This window comes from Corynebacterium lizhenjunii (assembly GCF_011038655.2).
GTDB classification, from domain to species: domain Bacteria; phylum Actinomycetota; class Actinomycetes; order Mycobacteriales; family Mycobacteriaceae; genus Corynebacterium; species Corynebacterium lizhenjunii.
In genome coordinates, this window is the sequence record NZ_CP064954.1 from 1612937 (window position 1) to 1634659 (window position 21723).

The 21723-nt window shown below is 62.3% G+C and carries 17 protein-coding genes; 1 reads left to right on the plus strand and 16 read right to left on the minus strand.

All coding sequences use genetic code 11. The annotated features are described in order from the left end of the window. Window positions 1-72 precede the first annotated feature (72 nt). From ffh to ftsY, 10 genes are all read right to left on the minus strand, one after another. Complete coding sequence (ffh, locus tag G7Y31_RS07620; protein ID WP_165006842.1) at window positions 73-1674, minus strand: signal recognition particle protein; 1602 nt, start codon at window positions 1672-1674, stop codon at window positions 73-75. A 64-nt stretch (window positions 1675-1738) separates the two neighbouring features. Beyond that, the gene (locus tag G7Y31_RS07625; protein WP_165006845.1) at window positions 1739-3889 is read right to left on the minus strand and encodes a [protein-PII] uridylyltransferase; all 2151 of its coding nucleotides are present in this window, start codon (window positions 3887-3889) and stop codon (window positions 1739-1741) included. A 2-nt stretch (window positions 3890-3891) separates the two neighbouring features. After that, on the minus strand, window positions 3892-4230 hold the full coding sequence (locus G7Y31_RS07630) for a P-II family nitrogen regulator (protein WP_165006848.1): 339 nt from the start codon (window positions 4228-4230) through the stop codon (window positions 3892-3894). A 4-nt stretch (window positions 4231-4234) separates the two neighbouring features. Beyond that, window positions 4235-4564 (minus strand): Na+/H+ antiporter subunit G, encoded by a 330-nt coding sequence (locus tag G7Y31_RS07635; protein WP_165006851.1) that lies wholly within the window; start codon window positions 4562-4564, stop codon window positions 4235-4237. 2 nt (window positions 4565-4566) lie between these two features. Next, on the minus strand, window positions 4567-4839 hold the full coding sequence (locus G7Y31_RS07640) for a cation:proton antiporter (RefSeq protein WP_165006854.1): 273 nt from the start codon (window positions 4837-4839) through the stop codon (window positions 4567-4569). Beyond that, a complete protein-coding gene (locus G7Y31_RS07645) occupies window positions 4839-5411 on the minus strand; it encodes a monovalent cation/H+ antiporter subunit E (RefSeq protein ID WP_165006857.1) in 573 nt (190 codons plus the stop codon). Before G7Y31_RS07645 ends, G7Y31_RS07640 begins: the two co-directional genes overlap by 1 nt. Next, complete coding sequence (locus G7Y31_RS07650) at window positions 5412-6947, minus strand: monovalent cation/H+ antiporter subunit D family protein (protein ID WP_165006860.1); 1536 nt, start codon at window positions 6945-6947, stop codon at window positions 5412-5414. Next, window positions 6948-7382, minus strand: coding sequence for a cation:proton antiporter subunit C (locus G7Y31_RS07655; protein ID WP_165006863.1), 435 nt, complete (start codon window positions 7380-7382; stop codon window positions 6948-6950). Further along, the gene (locus tag G7Y31_RS07660) at window positions 7382-10327 is read right to left on the minus strand and encodes a DUF4040 family protein (protein WP_165006866.1); all 2946 of its coding nucleotides are present in this window, start codon (window positions 10325-10327) and stop codon (window positions 7382-7384) included. The genes G7Y31_RS07655 and G7Y31_RS07660 overlap by 1 nt, the downstream gene beginning before the upstream one ends. Before the next feature lie 139 nt (window positions 10328-10466). Next, window positions 10467-12203 carry a signal recognition particle-docking protein FtsY gene (gene ftsY / locus G7Y31_RS07665; RefSeq protein WP_165006869.1) on the minus strand — a complete coding sequence of 579 codons (1737 nt, stop codon included), beginning with the start codon at window positions 12201-12203 and terminating at the stop codon, window positions 10467-10469. Window positions 12204-12750: 547 nt separating this feature from the next. Between ftsY and G7Y31_RS07670 the strand changes: the two genes are divergently transcribed. Beyond that, complete coding sequence (locus tag G7Y31_RS07670) at window positions 12751-13917, plus strand: HNH endonuclease signature motif containing protein (protein ID WP_165006872.1); 1167 nt, start codon at window positions 12751-12753, stop codon at window positions 13915-13917. 230 nt (window positions 13918-14147) lie between these two features. On the opposite strand, the gene smc is transcribed toward G7Y31_RS07670, so the two are convergent. The 6 genes from smc to G7Y31_RS07700 form a co-directional block, all read right to left on the minus strand. After that, window positions 14148-17645, minus strand: coding sequence for a chromosome segregation protein SMC (smc, locus tag G7Y31_RS07675; RefSeq protein ID WP_165006876.1), 3498 nt, complete (start codon window positions 17643-17645; stop codon window positions 14148-14150). Window positions 17646-17686: 41 nt separating this feature from the next. Beyond that, the gene (locus tag G7Y31_RS07680; protein ID WP_165006879.1) at window positions 17687-17965 is read right to left on the minus strand and encodes an acylphosphatase; all 279 of its coding nucleotides are present in this window, start codon (window positions 17963-17965) and stop codon (window positions 17687-17689) included. A gap of 4 nt (window positions 17966-17969) precedes the next feature. Beyond that, window positions 17970-19469: an alanine/glycine:cation symporter family protein gene (locus G7Y31_RS07685; protein WP_165006882.1), complete on the minus strand. Its 1500-nt coding sequence runs from the start codon at window positions 19467-19469 to the stop codon at window positions 17970-17972. 62 nt (window positions 19470-19531) lie between these two features. Further along, on the minus strand, window positions 19532-20365 hold the full coding sequence (gene mutM, locus G7Y31_RS07690; RefSeq protein ID WP_165006885.1) for a bifunctional DNA-formamidopyrimidine glycosylase/DNA-(apurinic or apyrimidinic site) lyase: 834 nt from the start codon (window positions 20363-20365) through the stop codon (window positions 19532-19534). 4 nt (window positions 20366-20369) lie between these two features. Beyond that, window positions 20370-21155, minus strand: a complete 786-nt coding sequence (gene rnc, locus G7Y31_RS07695) for a ribonuclease III (protein WP_165006887.1) — start codon at window positions 21153-21155, stop codon at window positions 20370-20372. After that, window positions 21152-21694 (minus strand): YceD family protein, encoded by a 543-nt coding sequence (locus tag G7Y31_RS07700; protein ID WP_165006890.1) that lies wholly within the window; start codon window positions 21692-21694, stop codon window positions 21152-21154. Before G7Y31_RS07700 ends, rnc begins: the two co-directional genes overlap by 4 nt. Window positions 21695-21723: the final 29 nt, after the last annotated feature.

Below are 21723 nucleotides of genomic sequence, written 5' to 3' on the forward strand. Positions count from 1 at the left end.
GGCCCGCCCGATTAGGGGCACACCCGACCAAAAACTACACCCCCGGGAAGAAACTTCCCGGGGGTGCGCTCATTATTTGCCCTTACCGCCTTGGCCGAAATCCAGGTTATTGAGGTCAAAATTTTCCAGACCCTTGGGCAGCCCGCCCAAACCAGGCATACCCGGCATACCGCCGCCGGAGCCCATCTGCTGCTGGAGCTTCTGCAGCTCCTGCATAGACGGCATCCCGCCCGGCATACCGCCGCGGCCCTTAGGCGGCTTCCGCTTGCCGTTTTTGCCCTTGCGGCCCTTCGGCTTCTTCTTCGTCGCCGAACGCCCTCCGCCCATGCCAGGCATGCCGAACTGGCTGGCCATCTTAGACATCATCTTCTTGGCCTCATTGAAGCGCTCGATGAGCTGGTTGACCTCAGAGACTGAGACACCAGAACCCTGAGCAATGCGCTTGCGGCGCGAGGCGTTGAGGATCTTCGGGTCCTCGCGCTCCTGCGGGGTCATGCCGCGAATAATCGCCTGGATGCGGTCCAGCTGCTTTTCGTCAACCATGTCCGCCATCTGCGACATCTGCTTGCCGCCGGGCATCATCTTAAGCAAGTTAGCAATGGGGCCCATCTTTCGGATCATCAACATCTGATCCAGGAAGTCATTCAAAGTCAACTCCCCAGAGCCAATCTTGGCTGCAGCCTCCTCGGCCTTCTGGTGGTCCAGGGTGGCTTCCGCCTGCTCAATTAGCGAGAGCAAATCGCCCATACCCAGGATGCGGCTGGCCATGCGCTCCGGGTGGAAAACGTCAAAGTCTTCCAGCTTCTCGCCCGTAGAGGCAAACAGGATCGGCTTGCCGGTAACCTCACGGATAGACAGCGCCGCGCCGCCGCGGGCATCACCATCTAGCTTGGTCAGCACCACGCCAGTAAAGTCCACGCCATCACGGAAAGCTTGCGCGGTCTGCACCGCGTCCTGGCCGATCATGGAGTCGATGACAAAAAGCACCTCATCCGGGTTGACGGCATCACGGATATTGCGGGCCTGGGTCATCAGGGTCTCATCAATACCCAAGCGGCCGGCGGTATCGATAATCACCACATCATGTTGGCTGCGTCGGGCCTCATCAATACCTGCCTGCGCGACGGCAACCGGGTCCCCATGGGAGGTACCCATTTCATGGTCATGGGAGTCCACGGAAGTACCCGGGTCCGGCGCGAAGGTCTTTACGCCGGCGCGCTCGCCAACAATCTGCAATTGCTGCACTGCGCCTGGGCGCTGCAGGTCGCAAGCCACCAGCATGGGGGTGTGTCCGTTCTTGGCCAAGTGCTTGGCCAGCTTTCCGGCCAGGGTGGTCTTACCCGCACCCTGCAGGCCGGCCAGCATAATCACCGTTGGCGGGTTCTTTGCCAACTGCAAGCGCCGGGTTTGTCCACCCAGAATCTCAATGAGCTCCTCATTGACAATCTTGACCACCTGCTGCGCGGGGTTGAGCGCCTCAGAGACCTCGTGGCCACTCGCGCGCTCCTTGATCCGCTTGATAAAGTCGCGGACCACAGGCAGCGAGACGTCGGCTTCCAACAGCGCTAGGCGAATCTCCCGCGCGGTGGTATTAATATCAGCCTCACTGAGCTTGCCCTTGCCGCGCAGGCCAGCCAGTGAGGTTTGTAGGCGGTCGGAAAGTGACTCGAACACGACGCTCCCTTAAAAGACGAAAAAGTACGGGGTTGGGCGTACCGGAAAATTTTAACTAACTCCCCTACCTTAGCGAACCGGGGCCCACAGGCGAACCCGCGCCACTCCCTCCCGCCAGCGCCCGCATGACCGCCTGCACAATCGCCACCCGCTCATATTCCCCGCGAAACTGCACGTGCACAATCATCGTGGCGCCCAAAACCTCGTGGCGCACCCACTCCACGTCCGGCAGTGCACCCAGCAAATGCCCCAACGCGGCCACGCGCTCCACGGTGCGCACCACCAAAATCCCACCCCGGTCAAACACAGCCGTGGTAGGCTCCGGCGCAATCGGCGGCAGGACTGAATACGTCCCGGAGGCATAGGATTGGGCAAGGCGGGCGGCATCGGCGGCATCGGCCAAGCTCTGCTGAACGGTGCGAATGTCGAACTCCCCGCGGAAGGTGCCGTGTGGGCCCGCCACCAGCCGCGAGCCCACCACAGTCCACCCCATGGCCGCAATCAGCGCCAGCGGCCGGACCAACTCCCGCTGATAACTGCCGCGCCAATACACCGTCAGCTGCTGGTGCTCCCAGTCCATGCGCAGCCCAATATCCTCCGGGGCCACCACGTGCGGGCGCACCGGAATGACGGGACGGAGAAACTCCAAGGCGCGCTGGCACATCTGCTCCATCGCCGCTTCCATCCCCCGTGTCCACACTCCCGGGCCGGTAGCCTGGGCATCCGCTTTCGCCAACACGCGCAGCAGCGTAATGGTTAGCGGATCATACTGCGCGGCGTCCAGCACGGCGTCGCGGGCAGCGTCCGAAGCCGGGTCCAGCCGTGCCGCTAGCCGGGCCAGCGTGGTGTGTTCTGCCACGATGGTCTGCACCCGGGAACGATCCGCCAGGTTCAGGCGCATGCGCGCAGCCTGACGTGTCACCAGCTCCGCCCCCACCTGGGCGTGCGGGCGGCCGTAGCCCTTGCCCATATCGTGAAACAGCGCCGCCAGAAGCAGCAGGTCCGGCCGGGCGACCTCGGTGCGGCGCTGCGCGCAGCGAATGACCGTATTAATGCAGTGGTGGTCCACCGAGTGAGTGTGTGTGCGTTCGCGCGGCAGCAGTCCCCGAATGGGCCCCCAGTCCGGTACCAGGCGCTCCCACAGGCCATGCGCGTCGAGTTCCCCAATAACCCGGCCAGTATGCTCCGGGGAGGACAGGATGGAGAAAAAATCGTCCACCGCCGCGCGCGGCCACAGCTGAGTCGGGGCCGGCAGGGCGCACAGTTGCTCCCAGGTTGCCTGCGCAATGGGCAAGCCCGTGCGTGCCGATGCCGCCGCCACCCGCGTCAGCAGCCACGGATCACTCAAGTCCGGGCGCCGGGAAAGCATGATGGACCCGCCGGCGTCGATGACGTCAATATCCAAAGGCCGCCGCGGGGCTTGACGCCCGCCACGCCGATGCACCACGGCGCGCGCGGTGGCCAAGCCCGACTCCACCGCGCGCTCGATGGCCGTCGCAGCGCTCACCACCGCGGCGGTGAGCTGATAGCGGTCGTTAAAACCCAAATCGTGGGCAATCTCCGCAGCAAACTCCGGGTCCAAGGTGTCCCGGTGGCGCCGCGCGTGCACGTGCAACAAAGTGCGCACGTCCAGCAGCAGTTGGTGGTGGGCGCGCACATCTGGCATATCGCACAGATTGCCCAGGGCGAGGGCTTTGAGCAGCTGCACGTCTCGCAGTCCCCCGCGGCCGTTCTTCAGGTCCGGGTTGGTCATGGCGGCTACCCGCCCGGAGCGATGCCAGCGGGCTATCGCGGTATCAATAAACCCATCAAATCCCCGCTGAATCTGGCGGCGCCACGCGCCCAGCAGTGCCGCACGGGCTTGTTCACATAGCGGACGGTCCCCCGCGATGAAGCGCAGGTCCAACTGGGCAAAGCCCGCCGAGGAATCCTCCAAGGCAATCGCCGCGCACTCCTGTGGAGTCCGCACCGCGAAATCCAGGTGATACTTCGCGTCCCACACCGGGCGCCACAGTCCATCGACGCTGTCGGCTAGGTCTGGGCCAGCATCCGGGACCAGCAATATGAGGTCGATGTCCGAATGGGGGGTCATCTCTTGGCGCGCAAAAGACCCCGTGGCAGCCAGAGCGCTGCCCGGGGGAAGGTGCAGCTGCCCCACCACCGCGGCTGCGGCGGCGTGCGCTCGCGCGCGCACCTGCGCCGGGGAGGAATCCACGGCTAGATGGCGTCCTCGCCACGCTCACCCGTACGCACGCGGATGACGTCTTCGACGTTGGTGATCCACACTTTGCCGTCACCAATCTTGCCGGTAAAAGCTGCCTCCACTACTGCGGTGGCCACCTCTTCTACCCGTCCGGCTTCCACCAGGATTTCCAGTTTGACCTTGGGCACGAAGTCAGTGGCGTATTCGGCGCCCCGGTAGACTTCGCTGTGCCCACGCTGCTGGCCAAAGCCCTGGGCCTCTGTCACGGTTAGCCCATGGATGTCTAGCTGCTCCAGGGCCGCACGGATCTCTGGGAGGGTAAAGGGCTTGACTACCGCCGTAATTAACTTCATGGTGTTACTCCTTACGCAACGCGTGCTTGACATCGGTCACGGTCACCCCGTAGATGGAGCGCCCCATGTAATACGAGCCCACGGAGCCGATGATCCACACGCCAAACAACGTCAGCAGCACCTTGAGCAGGTTAACCAGGGAAAAACCGTGCTCGGCACTATCGACGATCAGTTTGGCTACCAACACCAGTGGGATGGCCAGGCCGATGGTGGGCCCCAGCAGGTTGACGCGACTGAGGGCATCGGGCGCGCGCCACAGCGCTATGGCCGTAGCGACGGACAGGAAAGTCGCAGCCACAATGAGGATCGAGGCGATAACTTCGTACACACTCATGCTTATCGGCGTCCCTTCGAGATGATGCGCGCCATGGACAGCGTAGGCAGCACACCGGCCACCACTGCAGCCAACAGCACGATGTCATAAGCTAGCGGCGCGCGGTTGACCATGGACCACAGTAGGTAAATGGCCACCATGCCGTAGAAGACCTTGTCAGCAACGACCGCCCTGGTGAGCTCGTCGCGGGTGCGCAGTGCCAGCAACAGGCTGGCACACACAGCCGCGCCGATGATGAACCCGCAGATGGTCACTACCCAGCCAAAAGCAGACATTATTTCTCTCCTTCCACGTGCTTATGGCCCTTAGCCTGCCGATGCCCCCGGTGCACCGTCACCTTGCCCTGCTTGCCCGGCCAGACAGGGTGCTTGGCAGTGGCATCGGCAGCCAAGGGAGTGTCCTCGGCGTTGGCAAGGTCTGGGGAGCGCATATGACGGCCCAAGGTATCCAGGGGGTACTCATAGAAGGCTGCATCAAGCTCCGCGTGCGGGCCTTGGCCGGGCACGCCATAGTCTATCCCCTTTACGTGCGGGGCGAGGCGTTGTTCCATGTCCGCCAAGGATTCGACGATGGCCTTCGGGTCATTGCCCTGGACGGCTTGGACGATGACGATACGCGGCAGCCCCTCCCGGGGAGGCTCGCGCAGTCCCAGCGACAGCGTGCCCGGGGTGGCGGTGATAGACGAGGTGAACCAGAAAATCTCCCACGCGTTTGTTATCCGGAGCGGATAGCGCACCACCACGGGATGGTAGCCGTTGTCCGCCTTGAGCGAGTCCAGGGACAAACTAAAGCCTGCGACAAAAATTTCCTTGATGAGCCACGGAACGTAGGTCAATACGGTTTTCATTTAACGGCCCTCCCTTGCGGCCAGGTCCGGCAGCGCTACCGCGTCGGTGCCCAGCACTGCTTGCGTGTAGCTGGCGGTATCCAACAGATCCTCGGCTGCTGCCAGGGTGACGTCGATGACGGGCCCCGAGAGGATGAACATGCACAGCGAGCCCATAATAAGTGCTGCGGACGGGGCCATGAGCTTTTTCCGGATGACCAACTCGTGCGGAACCTTTTCTACCGGAAGGTCCTTGCCCCAGAAGACTTCCCGCCACACGCGCAGCATGGACAAGAATGCGGCGAAGGAAGCGACCACGATTGCGCCGATGACCACCCAAGCCCAGGCGTTGCCCACCCGGGCGATCTCTACGACGAGCATGACCTTGCCCCACATGCCAGAAAATGGGGGAAAGCCCACCACGGAGAAGGCACCAGCGGCGAAGATCCAGGCCAGAATCGGGTCACGGCGTGCCAGTCCCGACAGCTTGGACAGGCGGCCGGTGCCGTAGGTCTCCTCTATGGCACCGGAAGCCAAAATGAGCGAGCCCACGGTGAGCATATGGTGAATGGTATAGAGGATGCCCGCAGCAAGGGCACGCTGGGCGTCTGCCGAAAGGAACGCGAGCATGACCAGAATCATGGGCATGCCGTTGAGCATCTGGTAGCCCAGCACCCGGCGGATGGAGTTCTCCCCCAGACCACCGAAGGCGCCGATGACCATGGAAATGAGCATGGCGACGACAATAAGGGTGCCCCAGCGCGGGTCCATGTCAAACAGGTGCACGTAGAGGCGGTAGAGCATGTACACCGCAACCTTGGTATGCAGGCCGGAGAACAGACCCATGACAGCCGCTGACGTCCCCGGGTAGGTGCGCGGCAGCCAGGATTGCACCGGGAACACGCCCGCTTTCGCGGCAATGGCGATGACGATGAGCCCGGAAGCCACCGTAACCGGGCCGCCACCGGCGGCCGCGCCTTCCAGAGCCGCCAGGTTGACGCTGCCGGAGGTGGCGTAGACGTAGCCCACGCCCACCACCAGCAAGGTCGAGGCAAACAGATTGACCAGCACAAAGGCCCGGCCTGCCGCCAGGCGCGACCACGTTCCGGACATGGTGATAAGCCCGTAAGAGGGCAGCAGCATGACCTCGATGAACACGAAGAAATTAAACAGGTCCGCGGTCAGCAGGGCGCCGCACACACCGGTGATGAGGATCAGCGTCAGCGACGGGTAGTAGCGCGACTTAGTCTCACCACCCACGATGGCAAACCAATTCGCGCCGAAGGCGACAATCATGGTGGTAATGAGCATCAGCGCCGAGAAAGAATCCGCCGCCAGGGCGATACCAACGTTGCCCGGATACAGGCCCACGCTGTGCGCCACTACCCCGTTGTTCATGGTGAACACCAGCAAACCCAGGCCAGCAAAAATACCAATGCCGGGGATTACCAGCATGATGCCGTCGCGCACCGCCCGCCACGGGGCCAGCAATGCAAACGCGGCAGCCACCAGCGGCACCGCGGGAAACAGCGGCAGGAGTTGTTCGACAGTGTGCATTTATACCTCCCCTCCTTCCGCGTTCTTAATGCGCTCCACAGCGTTGGCAGAGCGGGCCAGGATTTCCCGGTTCTGGGCATCACGACCCAGGGTGCTAAAGGCGTGGTCGATGGTGTTGTCATCCACCGGCTCCACCACGTCCGTGTCATCATTAGCGCCCATGGCGGCCATGGTCAGCAAGATAGTGGACGTGGCCATAGAAATCACCACCGCGGTCAGTACGAAAGCCTGCGGAAGAGGATCCGCCATCTGGTCCATGGAAGTCACCGACGGGAAGGACTCGCCGCGGTAAGAGTAGACGCCCGTGGCCAGCAGTGTCAGGTTTGCGCCGTGACCAAAAGCCATCATGCCTAGCACAATGCGCACCAGGCCGCGCTGCTGAATGAGGTAGACGGCAGAGCCGATAAGCAGGGCAATGGTTAATGCCAGAATCATTACTTCACACCTCCCTGCGGGCGCTCCCCGCGGTCAAGCAACCCCAAAGGTCGCGAGGACGGATTAATTGGGGCCGGGTAAGGATCATCTGCATCCTCTACCGCGATCTGCGGGGTATTAGGCAGCGAGGAATTATCGTCGTGAATCCACGGCAGATAGTCGCGTTCGGTACCCGGGCGCAAGTAGCCACCCAATGCATTGATGGCCATTGTCAGCATGCCCAGCACCGCTAGGTAAATACCCAGGTCAAAGATCAGCGAGGTAGTCCAGTGCTGGCCAAAGGCGTGGCCGTGGATAGCGGTGAGGAAGCCGCCATTGCCCAGGCCACCGTGCCAGTAGCCAATAAACCCGGCGGCCAGCGCGATAATAATGCCCACACCGGTGAGGTGAATAGGCGTCATCCGGCCAAAGACGATCTCATCAGAACCACGCGAGAGGTAGGTCAAGCCGATAGCCGCGCCCATAATCAGCGCGGCCGGGAAACCGCCACCAGACTCATTGTGTCCGCGGAAGAACACCAGCACCGACAGCACCACCAGAATGGGCACCACAATGCTCAAGCCCTTACGTAGCGGCACCGAGTTCAGCTGAGACTGGCCAAACGGCGCCGGGCGGGTACCGGAAGTAAACGGGAAACGCGGCAGCGTAGAGGTAATCGCGGCGATAACCACCGCGGCCATACCCAGCACGGAGAGCTCGCCCAACGTATCGAGGGCACGGAACTCCACGATGATGGTGGCCACCACATTGTCGCCACCGGTAATCCCCGGGGCTTCCGAGAGGTACCACAATGCCAGATCGGAGCGCCCGTTGCGGCCCATCAGGCCCCACACGCCCAGGAACGCTGCCACACCGGCTAATACCGCAATGACAATCGACCCCACTTTGCGCTCGGTGTCCGGCACCGGGTGAAACTTCTCCGGCAGGTAGCGCAACACCATCATCATCACGATGACAGACAGCGCCTCCACCGTAAACTGCGTCAGCGCCACGTCCGGCGCGCCCAGCAAGAACATCTGCAAGGTCACGCCCGTGCCTGCGGTACCGATCATGACAGCACCGGTGAGTCGATTGCGCGTGCGCACCAAACCCCACATGGACAGTGCCACGATAGCCAGGGGCAACAGGTCCCAAGCATTATCCAGGCCCTCCACGCGCGGTGCCAGCGGGACACCATCGACGCCATCGCTAAGCACCGTTGCACCCGTCAGCGCCAGAATCAGCACAATGATGGGCAGAATAAGCCGCGAAGGATTATGGGTATCCGACATCTTGCCCACAAAGACCCCCACAGACGTTGCCGCCTTGTGCACGCCCTCCAGGAGCTCATTGCCCGTAGCGGGCACCAAACGCTTACCCTCAAAGGCCGCCCACAGTGACTTGCGGTAGACCATCCCGACAGCGCCGACTGCAAGCACCGCAACAGAAATCAACAGCGGCGTATTAATGCCATGCCACAGGCTCAAGTGCGTATGGGTCTCCATGCCCACAGCCGCCACAACCGCATCCACTGGCCCATCCAGTGCCCCCATGAAGAAGACCACCGGCAAAGACATAAAACCTGGCAGCGCCGCAGGCAGCCACAGGCGCACCGGAGCCTCATGGACTCCGGACATATCGCGCGGGCCATCAACAAAAGCGCCAAAGACAATCTTGGCGGAATACGTAAAGGTAAAGAAGGCACCCACCGCGGCAGCTGCCAGCAAGACGATGGTGCCAGCGGTGCCAAAGGGGGCATCGGCAAGCGCGGTAAGCATGCCCTCCTTGGATACAAAACCAAACAGCGGCGGAACTGCAGCCATGGACGCCGCACCAATCAGCACGGCGCCAAAGGTCCACGGCATCTTATTCCACAGCTTGCCCAGCCGGCGGATATCACGCGAGCCAGCCTCATGGTCAATGACACCAATTAGCATAAACAGCGAGGACTTAAACAGCGCGTGCGCCAGCGTGTGCACCACCGCGGCACCAATAGCAAAAGGCGTGCCCACGCCAATGGTGGCCACAATCCAGCCCAAATGCGACACCGTGGAGTACGCCGTGAGCTTCTTCAAATCCGTCTTCTGCACCGCAAAGACCGCGGACATCACCGCAGTGCCCATGCCCACCACAATCAGCAGCACATTCCACACCGCGACATCATGGAAAATAGTAGAGAAGCGAATGAGCAGATACACACCCGCCTTGACCACAGCGGCCGCGTGCAGGAAAGCCGACACCGGCGTCGCCGCTGCCATTGCCTCCGGCAACCAGAAATGGAAGGGGAACTGGGCGGACTTCGTAAAGGCAGAAACCGCCACCAGCACCGCCACTGCAGCGGTCACACCCGGGCGCTGCTCCCACACCCCGGACGCCAGAATGCCCTCAATACTGGTGGTTCCTGTCGCAGTAGCCGCCACCGCCAAAGCAGTCAACAGCGTCAAACCGCCGATGAAGGTCAGCACCAGCGTGCGCTGGGACCCCGCCTCCCCCGAAGACCCCGAACGCGCAATCAACATGAATGAAGCCAGGGACACCAATTCCCAAGCCAGGAACAACACAACGACATCATTGGCCAACACCAGTAGCAGAATGGACAGCGTAAAGGCCGTCATCAACGTGTAAAAACTGGTGTTGCCGTGCCCCTTGGGCAGGTAGGCAGCGGAGTAAATAAATACCACGCTGCCAATGACAAGCGCGAGCAAGGCAAAGAACACGCTCAGGGCGTCTCCGCGCAGGGAGAAACTCACGTCCACACCAGGGGCGAGGAAATCGCGAACCCACGTGACAGTCACCGTCAACGGCTCTCCGTCAAGGACCTGCGGTAGACGCGAACCGAGAACCGCCGCTGCCGCAACAAACAGGGCGGCCAGTGGCCAGCCCGCAGCACGATCGCAGACTTTCACGGTCACAGGAGCGAGCACAACTGCCAGTGCTGCGAGGAGGACTACATACACAAGAGTCACGAACGAACTCGCCTCACAAACATTGGTCGGTTACATCTCACAAATGCCAACATGATCAGGTAAATCACAGCATTTACAGCGACGTCCAGACTACCAGCCTTGACAGAAACCGCGAACACATGCCGGTGGCGGCCTTGCCCTAGCGCTTCTCCCCTAGCAATGCGTCGACAAAGCCCTCAATCTCAAACGGCGCCAAATCATCAGCACCCTCACCCAAGCCCACCAGCTTGACCGGCACGCCGAGTTCTTCTTGCACTTGGAAGACAATGCCGCCCTTGGCCGTACCATCCAGCTTGGTCAGCACCACGCCGGTGATGTCGACGACCTCTCGGAACACGCGCGCCTGCATGAGCCCGTTCTGGCCCACCGTCGCGTCGATAACCAGCAGCACCTCATCGACCTGGGACTTTTTCTGCACTACGCGCTTGACTTTGCCCAGCTGGTCCATCAGGTCTACCGAGGTGTGCAAACGCCCCGCGGTGTCTACCAACACCACGTCTACGCCCTGCTCCACGCCGGCGGCCACGGCGTCGAAGGCCACCGACGCTGGGTCTGCGCCTTCCTTGCCGCGCACCGTCTCCGCTCCCACGCGCCGGCCCCAGGTCTCCAGCTGATCCGCCGCTGCCGCACGGAAGGTATCCGCCGCTCCCAGCAGCACCCTGTGCCCCATCGACACCAGTACGCGCGCCAGCTTGCCGGTCGTGGTGGTCTTGCCCGTACCGTTGACGCCCACCACCATGATGACCGCCGGCTTGCCCTCATGTGGAATGGCCTTAATCGCGCGGTCCATCTCCGGGTGACCTGCCTCGATGAGCACCTCGCGCAGCATCGCGCGCGCTTCTTCCTCACTGGCCACACCGTTGTGGGCAATTTTCTCCCGCAGGGCCTGCGTTACCTTCGCGGTCGCCTTGGAACCCAGGTCCGCCATAATCAGGGTGTCTTCGATTTCCTCCCAGGCGTCCTCATCCAGGTCGCCTGCAGACAAAATCCCCATCAACCCCTGCCCAATAGCATTCTGTGAGCGCGACAGCCGCCCGCGTAGCCTGCCGATACGCCCCCCTGCCGGAGCAATCTGCTCAACCTCGCGCGTCTGCGCTTCTACCGCCGCAGGCTCTGCAGCTTCTTGGTTGGGCTCGGCAACTGCCTGCCCCGGCTCAGCAGCTGCTGGCGCGGCCTCCGTGATTGCCGGCTCTGGCTGTGCAGCTGACGACTCAGCCTCTGCGCCTTGTGGTTCAGACTCTGTTGCTGCCGGCTCGGCCTCCTCAAGCGCCTGCTCGATGGCATCCGCCTGAGCACTTGCCGCAACCGCGGACTCGACAGCCTCACGATGCCCCTGCTCGCTAATATCCTCCACCGCGTCAGCCGTGGCCTGATCACCATGATCCTCAGCTACTTCTTCGAAGATCGGCGTCTCCTCCTGGTTCGCGCGCACCTCTGCCAGCTGCGCGTTAGCAATCTCTGTTGCGGAAGGCTGCTCAGCAGCCGTGCCTGCTGATACCCCCTCATCGCCAGCTGGCACGTCCTCTGCGGGTTCCACCACAGGCATCTCTGGCGGCTGCGCCGCGGGAGCCTCGTTGGCCTGCGCCACGGACACCTCCTGTGGCTGTACCCCCGCAGATTCTGCGGGCGCTGGCTCCGGCTGCGCGGGTGCTGCCCGCATCGGTTCAGGCTGCGCACTACCTGCTGGAGCGAAATTAAACCCGCCCTGCGCCTGGTAATTTCCAGATTTCTGCTCACGGGTCAGTTCCTTTTGCTGCTGAGTCTTATCAAAGGAGACCTTCTTGGCCTCCCCGCGCTTTTTGCCCAGCACCACAAGGAGGACAACGATCAGCAGCACCAAAACGATGCCGATAATAACGAGTTGCGAAGTATTCATTCCTCTATAGTGCCAAATCCCGCAGTCAAAGGCACCATTATCCGCCGCCCCTTAGCCTGCCGATGCCCCTGCGCCCGAAACCTCCGCCCAATCTCAGGCTCGTGCCCACCGCCTGGAGCATCTATCCCGTCTCAGGCTCGTATTCCGTCTCAGGCTGGTGCCCTCCGCCTGGAGCTCGCATTCAAATCCCCGCCATGTTCCTTCACCGCCAACTGCTTAGTGCCCACATTCTGGCCGCCACCCCGCCAGCGTGGCGCTCACACCCGGCCCTGGATTCCTGCCCACTTGACGCCAACATCCTGGTTCCCCCTCCCCACGGCCTGCCACCTACGCGTGGCCCGTCTCTACGACCCGGCGCTGACACCTCGACCACAATCCCGCTTGTGCGCCGCAACCGCGCTACCCCATCTGGGTTGCGCTACCCCCGTGTGGGTGCCCCCATTACCATCGGTAAATCGTCCCAAAGTTTACCCTCATTGCACACTCGAGTGGACAATTTTCCGATAACCCTTGCGAACGTCTCGCGAGAGTGTTTATTCTCGGTGGCATGAACTTCGAGACACTACTTGCGGGCCAAGGCCCCGTCATCGACGCCCTAGCCGGATTCGCCGGCCACAGCGTCGAAGACCTCACGGCAAACGGGCTGTGCCCACTTGTCGCACGCAAGTACGTCACGCTATACAACACCTACTACGGACCCACCACCTACACCGGCCTGCAATACAAAGCCCTAACCGCCGCCCGCAACCAAGGACATTCTGCTGAAGCCTTAGACTTCATCGAGTCCAAAACCAAGCGAGTTAGTGACAAACTCGCCAAATGGAAACTACGCGTCAAACTGTGCAAGACGCCTGCCGCACAAATTGAGGCCGTTGCGCGTGAGCAGTTGAAGAAACTAGCCAAGCCGCGTGAAGTTAAAGAAGGCGTGAGCCTCACCCATCACGCTAATGGGCTGGCCACGCTGAAAGCTACGGGCAAGTCTGTCGACATTATGGACGTCCACGCTGTGGTTGACCCTCAAGACCAAGTAGAAAGCTTCCTTGCAGCCTTCAGGGGCGGGGGTGCTGGCAAACAACGCTACATCCCAATCATCCCCATCTACCTGGATCAGATTTGTGAGTTCGTCGACCGGATGCACAACCCCGGCCGGTATCCCACCGATGCCGATATTCGCGTTCGCGCCTCCAACGGCGCCATCCTCACCGGCAAAGACCTCCTGGAACGCCTGTGTCTGGACTATGGGTTTATCGCAGCGCTATCGCGCGAGCATGGTCCTCTGGATTTGTACCGTTATTCGCGTACCGCTAACTCTAAGCAACGCTTATTGCTACTCGCCGAAGGAGCAGAATGCTCCTGGATAGACTGCCACTTGCCGTTTGATAAGTGCCAGATCCACCACATCCAACCCTGGAACCACGGTGGCCAGACCAACATGTCGAATTTGACCCCGTTGTGTCCGCACCATAACGGTGCTAATGAGGACCACCCGCCAGACGGTATCCCGATAACCCGAGGCCGGATGGTACGCATGGGTACCGGGGTTGGGTGGCAAGCACCCGGTGGCGCCCCACCAATACAAACCCGCCCCGCGCCCACACCGCCATCAGCCACACCCACCAACTTCCCACCCACCGACACCCCACCGCCCGCCCACCACCAAGCAACACCACCACCGGAAGCCCACCACCAGGCAACACCGCCACCGGAAAGCTAGCCGCCAGCAAACCAGCTAGAGGCCTCACTGCCAGCCGGCCGACCGGCCGGAAGGTATACGGCCTCTTGCCAGATGACAGGAATGCTGACGGTAGGGAGCTGGCGGCATCGGAAAGCACACAGCCCCAACCGCGACGACCAAAAACGCGCGGAAGGGGCCAGACGTGCGAGCACACCTACACGAAGCAAGAGGGGCGGGCGGCAGACGGTGAGGGACGGGGTATCGGCAGGCTAGGCGCGGTCGACGCCTAGGCGGGTGGCATCCTGGGCGGCACTATTCGTGCCGGGGGCTGCGCCGGCGGGGTTCATGCGCTGCGAAATGACGCGCGTGACGCCGTCGCCGCGCATGGTCACACCGTAGAGCACATTGGCCACGTCCATAGTGGGCTTCTGGTGAGTGATCACAATAAGCTGGGAGTCCTTGCGCAGCTCCTCAAACAAGGCGATGAGGCGGCGAAGATTGACGTCATCCAAGGCAGCCTCAACCTCGTCCATGACATAAAAAGGGCTTGGGCGGGCACGGAAGATGGCCACCAGCATTGCCAGGGCGGTCAACGACTTTTCGCCACCGGAAAGCAAGGACAGACGCTTGACCTTCTTGCCCGGTGGGCGGGCCTCCACCTCAATGCCAGTGGCCAGCATGTCGTCTGGATCGGTGAGAATCAGTCGGCCCTCACCGCCGGGAAACAGCGTCTGAAAAACTTTGGGGAACTCGGCTTCTACATCGCGCCAGGCATCGGTAAACAGCTGTAGAATCTGCGCGTCCACGTCCTCAATGACCTCGCTTAAATCCTTGCGGGCCTGCAAGACGTCTTCTAACTGCGTCGACAGGAACGAGTAACGCTCCTCTAGCGCCTTGTATTCCTCCAGCGCCAGCGGATTGACTTTACCCAGCGCATTAAGGTCTTTTTCTGCTTGCTTCAAGCGGGCGCGCTCAGCGGCGACGTCAAAGTCGGGCCCAGGAGTGTAGTCGCGCAGTAAGTCCGCGATCGCGACTCCTAGTTGCTGGGAGATGCGTGCCTCGGCCTCGTCCACGCGCACCTGTGCCTCAGAACGCGCGACCTCCATACTGTGGGCGTTGGTGGTCAGGCGCTCTAGCTGCCCTCGCAACGAGTTGAGCTGCGCGGCGGACTCCTGAAGTCGAGCACTCAGTTGGGTGCGCGTAGCCACGGCCTCGTCCCGACTGACAGTCGCGCGCTCCAAGGCTGCGGCTGTGCGCTGGGCCAGGTCCCGCGCATGGTCTTCTACAGCGCGTGCCAACTTCGCCTGGGCGGCCCGGCGGGCCATGGCTTGCTCGTGGCGGGCTTTCGCTTGGCGCTCGTGCGCGGCCTGCCGGCGGAGGGCATCGGCTTTCCCAGAGGCCTGGGCTGCGGCGTCTTGGGCTGAGCGGGCCGCCAACTGTGCCTCTAACTCCATGCCTTTGACCTGTTCGAGGGCTGCCTGGGCGGCATCGCGCGCTTGGGAGGAGGGTTCTTCTGGCTGCTCGTCGAGCTCCACGCGGGCTAAACGGTCACGGACGTCGTCGCGCGCCGCACGCAACGCAGCCAGTCGCACCTCCATGTCGGTGGCACGGTCTGCCGCCTTGGTGTGTTCCGCTTTGCTCGCGTCGTGTTGTTTGAGCAAGCGTTCGTGGTCGCGCGTCCAAGCGGTGATCTGGGCGTCATGCTCGCGCAGCTCAGCCTTTGCGCTGGCTGCAGCCACTCGGGCGTCTTCGGCGGCCACCTGGGCGCCTTCAAACGTTCCGGACAGTTCTTCTAGCTGTTGCTGGGCGATGTCGAGTTCCTCCTCCGCGGCACGGATCCGCCCAGCAACTTCCACGGTGGAAGATCCTCCGCGCCCGGCTTGCACCCATCCTTGGCCGCACAGTACCCCGGCTTCGGTTACGGCCCGCAGGCGAGGATCCTCTTCTACAATCGCACGGGCCTGGGCATAGGTGGGGGCTAAGACGACATCGGCAAGCAAGCGGTTGAGCGCCGACGCCACCGGGGGCTCGAGGCTGACCAGGTCCAGCAGCCATTGCGCGCCTGAGGGCAGGACGGCGTCAATGCGCCACGGGGCAGTAGCGGCGGCGTGGGCATCCACCAGCACAGTCTTGCTGGCTTCCTGAAGTGCCTCGACGGTCTGGGCGTCGAACGTGCCGGTCAGGGCCTCGCTAAACGCGCCCAACGCGGCGGATAACGCCGTGCCATACTTCGTAGAGATGTGCTGCGCGATGGGCGCGAAGTCGCCTTCCAACTCCGGAGCTTGCGGCGCCGTTGAAGCCAGCGTCTCAATACGCGAACGCAATGTGTACACCGCGCGTTCGTGTTCGCGTTGGCTATCGCGCAGCTGCTCCAGGCGTTTGTCCGCGGCCGCGGACTCTGCTGCCGCCCGCAGGTTGTTCTCTTCCAGCGGCTGGCGGTTGGCCTGCAGCTCCGCGAGCGCTACGGCGGCTTCCTCGGCCTCGCGCTGGGTGGCCTGCGCGCGCTGCCGGGTGCCGCGCAGAAACTCATCCTGAGTCGCAATGTCCGCCTCCAGGACACTCAGCTGCTGAGCGAGGGATTCTTCTTCTGCAATCAGGCGCACCACGCCCTCGCGTCGGTCCGCGACAACGCGCAACGCTGCCATGTGTTCTCGGTCGGCAGCCGTAAAGGCATCTTGGGCGTTGGCAACTTCCTCCCGCACCATTTCCAGGCGGGCGGCGGCCTCTTCGGCGGCCTCAAGCAAGAGTGCGTAGTCGTCCTCGGCGTGGAGCGCGCGGGCTTCTAGCTCCTCCGGATCCTGGCCGGCGTAGGCTACCTGGCTGCCCACGTTGGCGGCGCGCTCCGCCGCGATGCGTTGGGTGGCCAAAATGCGCTCAGCTAAGGAAGATAGGTCAAACCACAGCTTTTGCGCGGCTTCAGCAGCGGGCTGGGCCTGGGCTAATTGGGCCTCCACGTCAGCATGCTCTGCCGCAGCGGTTTCCACCTGGGCGGATACTTGCGCCTGTTGTTCAGCCAGTGCTGCCGCCTGAAAGGCCGCGGAGTCTAGCTTGGCGCGTAACTCCATCACTTGATGCCCAGCCAGCCAGGAACGAGACTCCCGCAGTGCAGCCTGCACGGTAGCGGCGCGCTGCGCAGCCTCCGCTTGCCGGGCCAGGGGCTTGAGTTGCTTGCCCAATTCATCCGTCAGGTCCTGGAGCCGGTCCAGGTTTGCCTGCATGCCCACCAGTTTGCGCTGGGCTTTTTCTTTGCGGCGGCGGTGTTTGAGCACGCCGGCGGCTTCCTCGATATAGGAACGCCGGTCTTCCGGGCGGGATTCAAGGATTTCTGCCAGCTTTCCCTGGCCGACGATAATGTGCATCTCGCGTCCGATGCCGCTATCGCTGAGCAGTTCTTGAATGTCCATCAGGCGCGCTTTGGCGCCGTTGATTTCGTATTCACTGGCGCCGTCGCGGTACATGCGGCGGGTTACAGAGACTTCGGTGTAGTCGATGGGCAGGGCGCCGTCGGAGTTATCAATGGTGAGGGTAACTTCCGCTCGGCCTAGGGCTTTGCGTTCCCCGGCGCCGGCAAAGATGACGTCTTGCATTTTGCCGCCGCGCAGGGTCTTGGCGCTGCCCTCCCCCATAACCCACGCCAGGGCGTCTACCACGTTGGATTTCCCGGAGCCGTTGGGCCCCACCACGGCGCAGATGCCCGGTTCGAATTTGAGTGCCGTCGCTGACGCGAAGGATTTGAAGCCTTTGAGCGTGAGCGATTTGAGGTGCATTCGTGTGAGTTTAGCACCCGTCGGCTGGGAGTTTGGGCGGCCTAACGTTCGCGGAAACCGCTCTCCCCGCGGGGTGCGGCCCACTGCGCTACCACGGTGCGCACGATTCCTGGCCGACCCTGGGTCGAAGGTTGTTCCTCCAGGTAGCGCAGCAGGGTCTCGCAGTCGGCCCGGGGCCCTTCGGCGACGACTTGCACGCGGCCGTCGCGCAGGTTGGTGGCGTGCCCGGTCAGGCCGAGTTCGAGCGCCCGGGCGCGGGTCCACCAGCGAAAGCCCACGCCCTGGACCTCGCCGTGGACAAATGCTGTCAAGCGTTCCATGGCGCTAGTGCTTGCCGATGCCGCGCAAGGTCGCCTGGTCTTCCTTGCTGCGGCGGGTTACCGGGTCGGTGCCGTCCCAGGCTTCGACGTTGGGCAGCTCGGGCAGCATGTCGCGGTGGAAGACGGGGTCCACGCCGCGACGACGCTGCTCGTTGTAGTTCTTCAGCAGTTTGATGGCCACGCCGCATAGCGGCACGATGGCCGCGACGTTGAGCAGAACCATGATCGCTGCCCCGGTGTCTGCCAGGTCGAAGACGGTGCCCAGCGGGGCTACCGCGCCGTAGAAGACGAAGCCGAGAACGGCGATGCGGAAGATCCACAAGGTGGCCTTATTGTCGCTGAGGTAGCCCACATTGGCTTCAGCCAAGTAGTAGTTGCCCAGGATAGAAGAAAACGCCAGGAAGAACAGGATGAAGGTCACGAAGTGGATACCCCAGGCGCCCACGGTGGACGCCAGGGCGTCTTGGGTAAGGGTGACGCCAGCAATCTCATCGGAGCCGAAGCTTTCGAAGTCAGTGCCCAGCAAAATGATGAAAGCTGTGATGCTGCACACAACCAGCGTGTCGAAATATACGCCCAGCGTCTGCACTAGGCCCTGCTTGACCGGGTGCGACACGGTGGCAGTTGCCGCGGCGTTGGGCGCGGAGCCTTCGCCGGCCTCGTTGGAAAACAGGCCGCGTTGGATGCCTTTCATCATGGCCGCACCGATGGTGGCCCCGGCGAACTCCCGCAGGCCGAAAGCTGCGCCGACGATGTCGCGGATCATGCCCGGGACTTCGCCGAAGTTGAGTACCACCACGATCAGGCCCACAATCAAGTAGGCAGACGCCATAAACGGCACCACGACCTGGGTGATGTTAGCAATACGCTGCACACCCCCAATGATGATGATTGCCGTAATGGCCGCGATGATCGCTCCCACCGTGGCCTTAAATCCAAAGGAGTCATTATCGAAGGACGTGGCCAAAGAGTCAATGATGGCGTTGGTTTGGAAGGCGTTGTAGAACCAGCCGAAGGTGATCGCAATGGCGATGGAGAAGACGACGGCCATCTTCTTCCAGCCCAGGCCGCGGTTCATGTAGTAGGCCGGGCCACCGCGGTAGGCATCTCCATCACGGACTTTCCACAGCTGCGCCAGGGTGGACTCTACAAAGGAGGTTGCCCCGCCTAGCAGCGCGATGATCCACATCCAAAACACCGCGCCCGGACCGCCGACAGAAATGGCCACGGCCACACCCGCGACATTGCCGGTACCCACACGGGAGGCCGCAGAGATGGTGAAGGCCTTGAAGGCAGAGATTCCCCCGTAGTCGGCGTCTTGGTCCGCGCCTACCCCCTTGGGGCGCTCAACCACTGAACGGAACATGTCCGGGATCATCCGCAGTTGCACCACGGCGGTGCGGGCACCAAAATACACCCCGGCGGCGATAAGCAGCCAGGGTAGAATATACGTCCAGAGTGACGAGTTGATCGTCCCAATGACGGAACTGAAAAGATCTTGCATGCGCAATACCATAACCGTCAGGTTTAGGATCTACCTATTTAATGCGGATACTATTGCCCCCGCTACGGGGCGCCTGGCAGCGTTTGGCAGGACGGGCACCAATGCGTGCCGCGCCCGGCGACTACCGCGCGGATTATCTCACTTCCACAGCGCTCGCACGGCTGGCCAGTTCGGCCGTAGGCCTGCAGGGAACGCGCAAAATATCCCGATTCGCCGTTGACGTTGACGTAGAGGGCATCAAAGCTGGTCCCGCCGGCGTCCAGCGCGCGGCGCATCACATCTTGTACCGCAGCCACCAGCCTCAGCGCTTGGACCTGGCTCAGCTCGCAGGCACGCGTCTGCGGGTGAATCTGCGCCAGCCACAGCGACTCATCGGCATAAATGTTCCCCACACCGCTTAACACCGCCTGGTCCAACAACACAGCCTTGACCACCCTGCGGGTAGAGCGCAGGGCGGTGGCGGCGGCATCGGCAGAAAACTGCTCCTCTAGCGGGTCTGGGGCAATGTGGGAAATGTCTGCCCACGGCCCCAGGCGCCAGTACCCGAACGTGCGCTGGTCAACGAAGCTCAGTTGGGTGCCATCGTCCAATATTGCCCGGATGCGCACGTGCCGGGAATCCTGCGTGCCGACCCGCAGCTGCCCAGACATGCCCAGGTGAATGTGCAAGACGTCGCGGTGGGGATCCACTGAGTCCTCGCCAGCAAACTCACACCACAGGAATTTGCCGCGACGCCCGATGCCTTCTACCGTGCGCCCTTCCAACAGGCCTGCCATGGGCGCGTCCTGGCCCCGAACAGCCCGCGGGTGCAGCACCTCAACACGGTCAAAAGTGCGCCCTGGCAGGTAGGTCTGCAAACCCCTGCGCACTGATTCGACTTCGGGTAGCTCCGGCACGAGCTTATGCGCTACCTTCGGGCGCACCGCCCTGAGCCAACTGGGACCCCAGGCGCGGGTTTTGGCGCAAGGCCTCACACGCCTGCTGGGCGGCCTCTGCCTCCGCGAGCTTCTTCTTCGTACCCACGCCGGTGCCCAGGAGCGTGCCATTGACATAGGCGTGGACGGTAAACACCTGCTCGTGCTCCGGGCCGGTGGAGGTGAACTCATAGACCGGCAAGCGCAATTTGTGCTGGGCACACAACTCCTGCAGGGTTGTCTTCCAGTCCAGGTGGCGGCCGGCGGAGGTGGCATTATCAATCTTTTCTTTAAACAGACGCAAAATCACCTCCCGGGCAGTCTCAAAACCATGGGCGATGTAGATGGCACCGAAGAGAGCCTCCGTGGTATCCGCCAGAATCGAGTCTTTGTCACTACCGCCGTTGAGGACCTCCCCCCTGCCCAGCAGGATAAACGGGCCCAGGCCAATTTCGCGGGCCACGTCTGCCAGCCCATAGCGCGAGACCATGGAGGCGCGCATCTTCGAAATGTCCGACTCCGGGCGCGAGGGGTACTGATCATAGAGCTGGGAGGCGACCGACAACCCCAGAACGGCGTCGCCTAAGAACTCCAGGCGCTCATTGTTGGGCAAAAACCCATTCTCATTAGCAAAGGAGCGGTGCGTGAGCGCTAAGCGCAGCAGCTCGTAGGGAATCCGCGTGCCCAGGGCTTGTTGGAGCTTGTTTAAGTCCAGCGTGGCCAGGACGGACTCCATGTATTCTTCACCGCTTACAGTGGCCTTTTTACTCATAGGAACTTCTCCAGTCCTGCCCAGCGCAGATCGGTTGAGGCCGGCTCTTCCCCGGAGACCCCGGTGGTCACGCCCTCTGCGGCAATGTAGTCGCAGCCGCCCTCGCACGTGGGGTTAAACGGCAGGTTCAGTCCAGCCTCATCAATAACGGTCTGCAGCAAGTCCAGCTCATCGTGGTCAATCTGCGGGACCTCATCGCCTGAGCCGGTGTCTTCATCCTCCAGCGGGTCACCGCTAATAAAGTCCGCGTCTGCGGCAAAGACCTGGGATACGTGTAAATCTAGCGGTGGGTGGAGGGGGGCTAAGCAGCGCACGCACTCGCCGTGAAGGGTGGCGCGGATATCGGCGTCGACCAAAATGGCCCCGCCCAGTGGGGTTAGGGTGGCGTCGACTTCCACCTCGCCGCCTTCAGGAATAGCAATCATTTCTACGCCTATGCGCTGCGGGGCCGGCCCGGTTTGGGTCACCTGTTGCGGCAGGGCGTCTTCACCGTGGCTGCGCAACAGTTGCGCAACGTTGAATACAAATGGTGATGTCATGGTTAAGAAGTTACCCCGCGCAGGCACCA

Excerpts from the sequence above, each read along its gene's own strand:
- G7Y31_RS07630 (WP_165006848.1), bottom strand. The coding sequence starts at position 4,230 with ATGAAGTTAATTACGGCGGTAGTCAAGCCCTTTACCCTCCCAGAGATC.
- G7Y31_RS07635 (WP_165006851.1), bottom strand. The coding sequence starts at position 4,564 with ATGAGTGTGTACGAAGTTATCGCCTCGATCCTCATTGTGGCTGCGACT.
- G7Y31_RS07640 (WP_165006854.1), bottom strand. The coding sequence starts at position 4,839 with ATGTCTGCTTTTGGCTGGGTAGTGACCATCTGCGGGTTCATCATCGGC.
- G7Y31_RS07645 (WP_165006857.1), bottom strand. The coding sequence starts at position 5,411 with ATGAAAACCGTATTGACCTACGTTCCGTGGCTCATCAAGGAAATTTTT.
- G7Y31_RS07650 (WP_165006860.1), bottom strand. The coding sequence starts at position 6,947 with ATGCACACTGTCGAACAACTCCTGCCGCTGTTTCCCGCGGTGCCGCTG.
- G7Y31_RS07655 (WP_165006863.1), bottom strand. The coding sequence starts at position 7,382 with ATGATTCTGGCATTAACCATTGCCCTGCTTATCGGCTCTGCCGTCTAC.
- ftsY (WP_165006869.1), bottom strand. The coding sequence starts at position 12,203 with ATGAATACTTCGCAACTCGTTATTATCGGCATCGTTTTGGTGCTGCTG.
- G7Y31_RS07670 (WP_165006872.1), top strand. The coding sequence starts at position 12,751 with ATGAACTTCGAGACACTACTTGCGGGCCAAGGCCCCGTCATCGACGCC.
- smc (WP_165006876.1), bottom strand. The coding sequence starts at position 17,645 with ATGCACCTCAAATCGCTCACGCTCAAAGGCTTCAAATCCTTCGCGTCA.
- G7Y31_RS07680 (WP_165006879.1), bottom strand. The coding sequence starts at position 17,965 with ATGGAACGCTTGACAGCATTTGTCCACGGCGAGGTCCAGGGCGTGGGC.
- G7Y31_RS07685 (WP_165006882.1), bottom strand. The coding sequence starts at position 19,469 with ATGCAAGATCTTTTCAGTTCCGTCATTGGGACGATCAACTCGTCACTC.
- rnc (WP_165006887.1), bottom strand. The coding sequence starts at position 21,155 with ATGAGTAAAAAGGCCACTGTAAGCGGTGAAGAATACATGGAGTCCGTC.
- G7Y31_RS07700 (WP_165006890.1), bottom strand. The coding sequence starts at position 21,694 with ATGACATCACCATTTGTATTCAACGTTGCGCAACTGTTGCGCAGCCAC.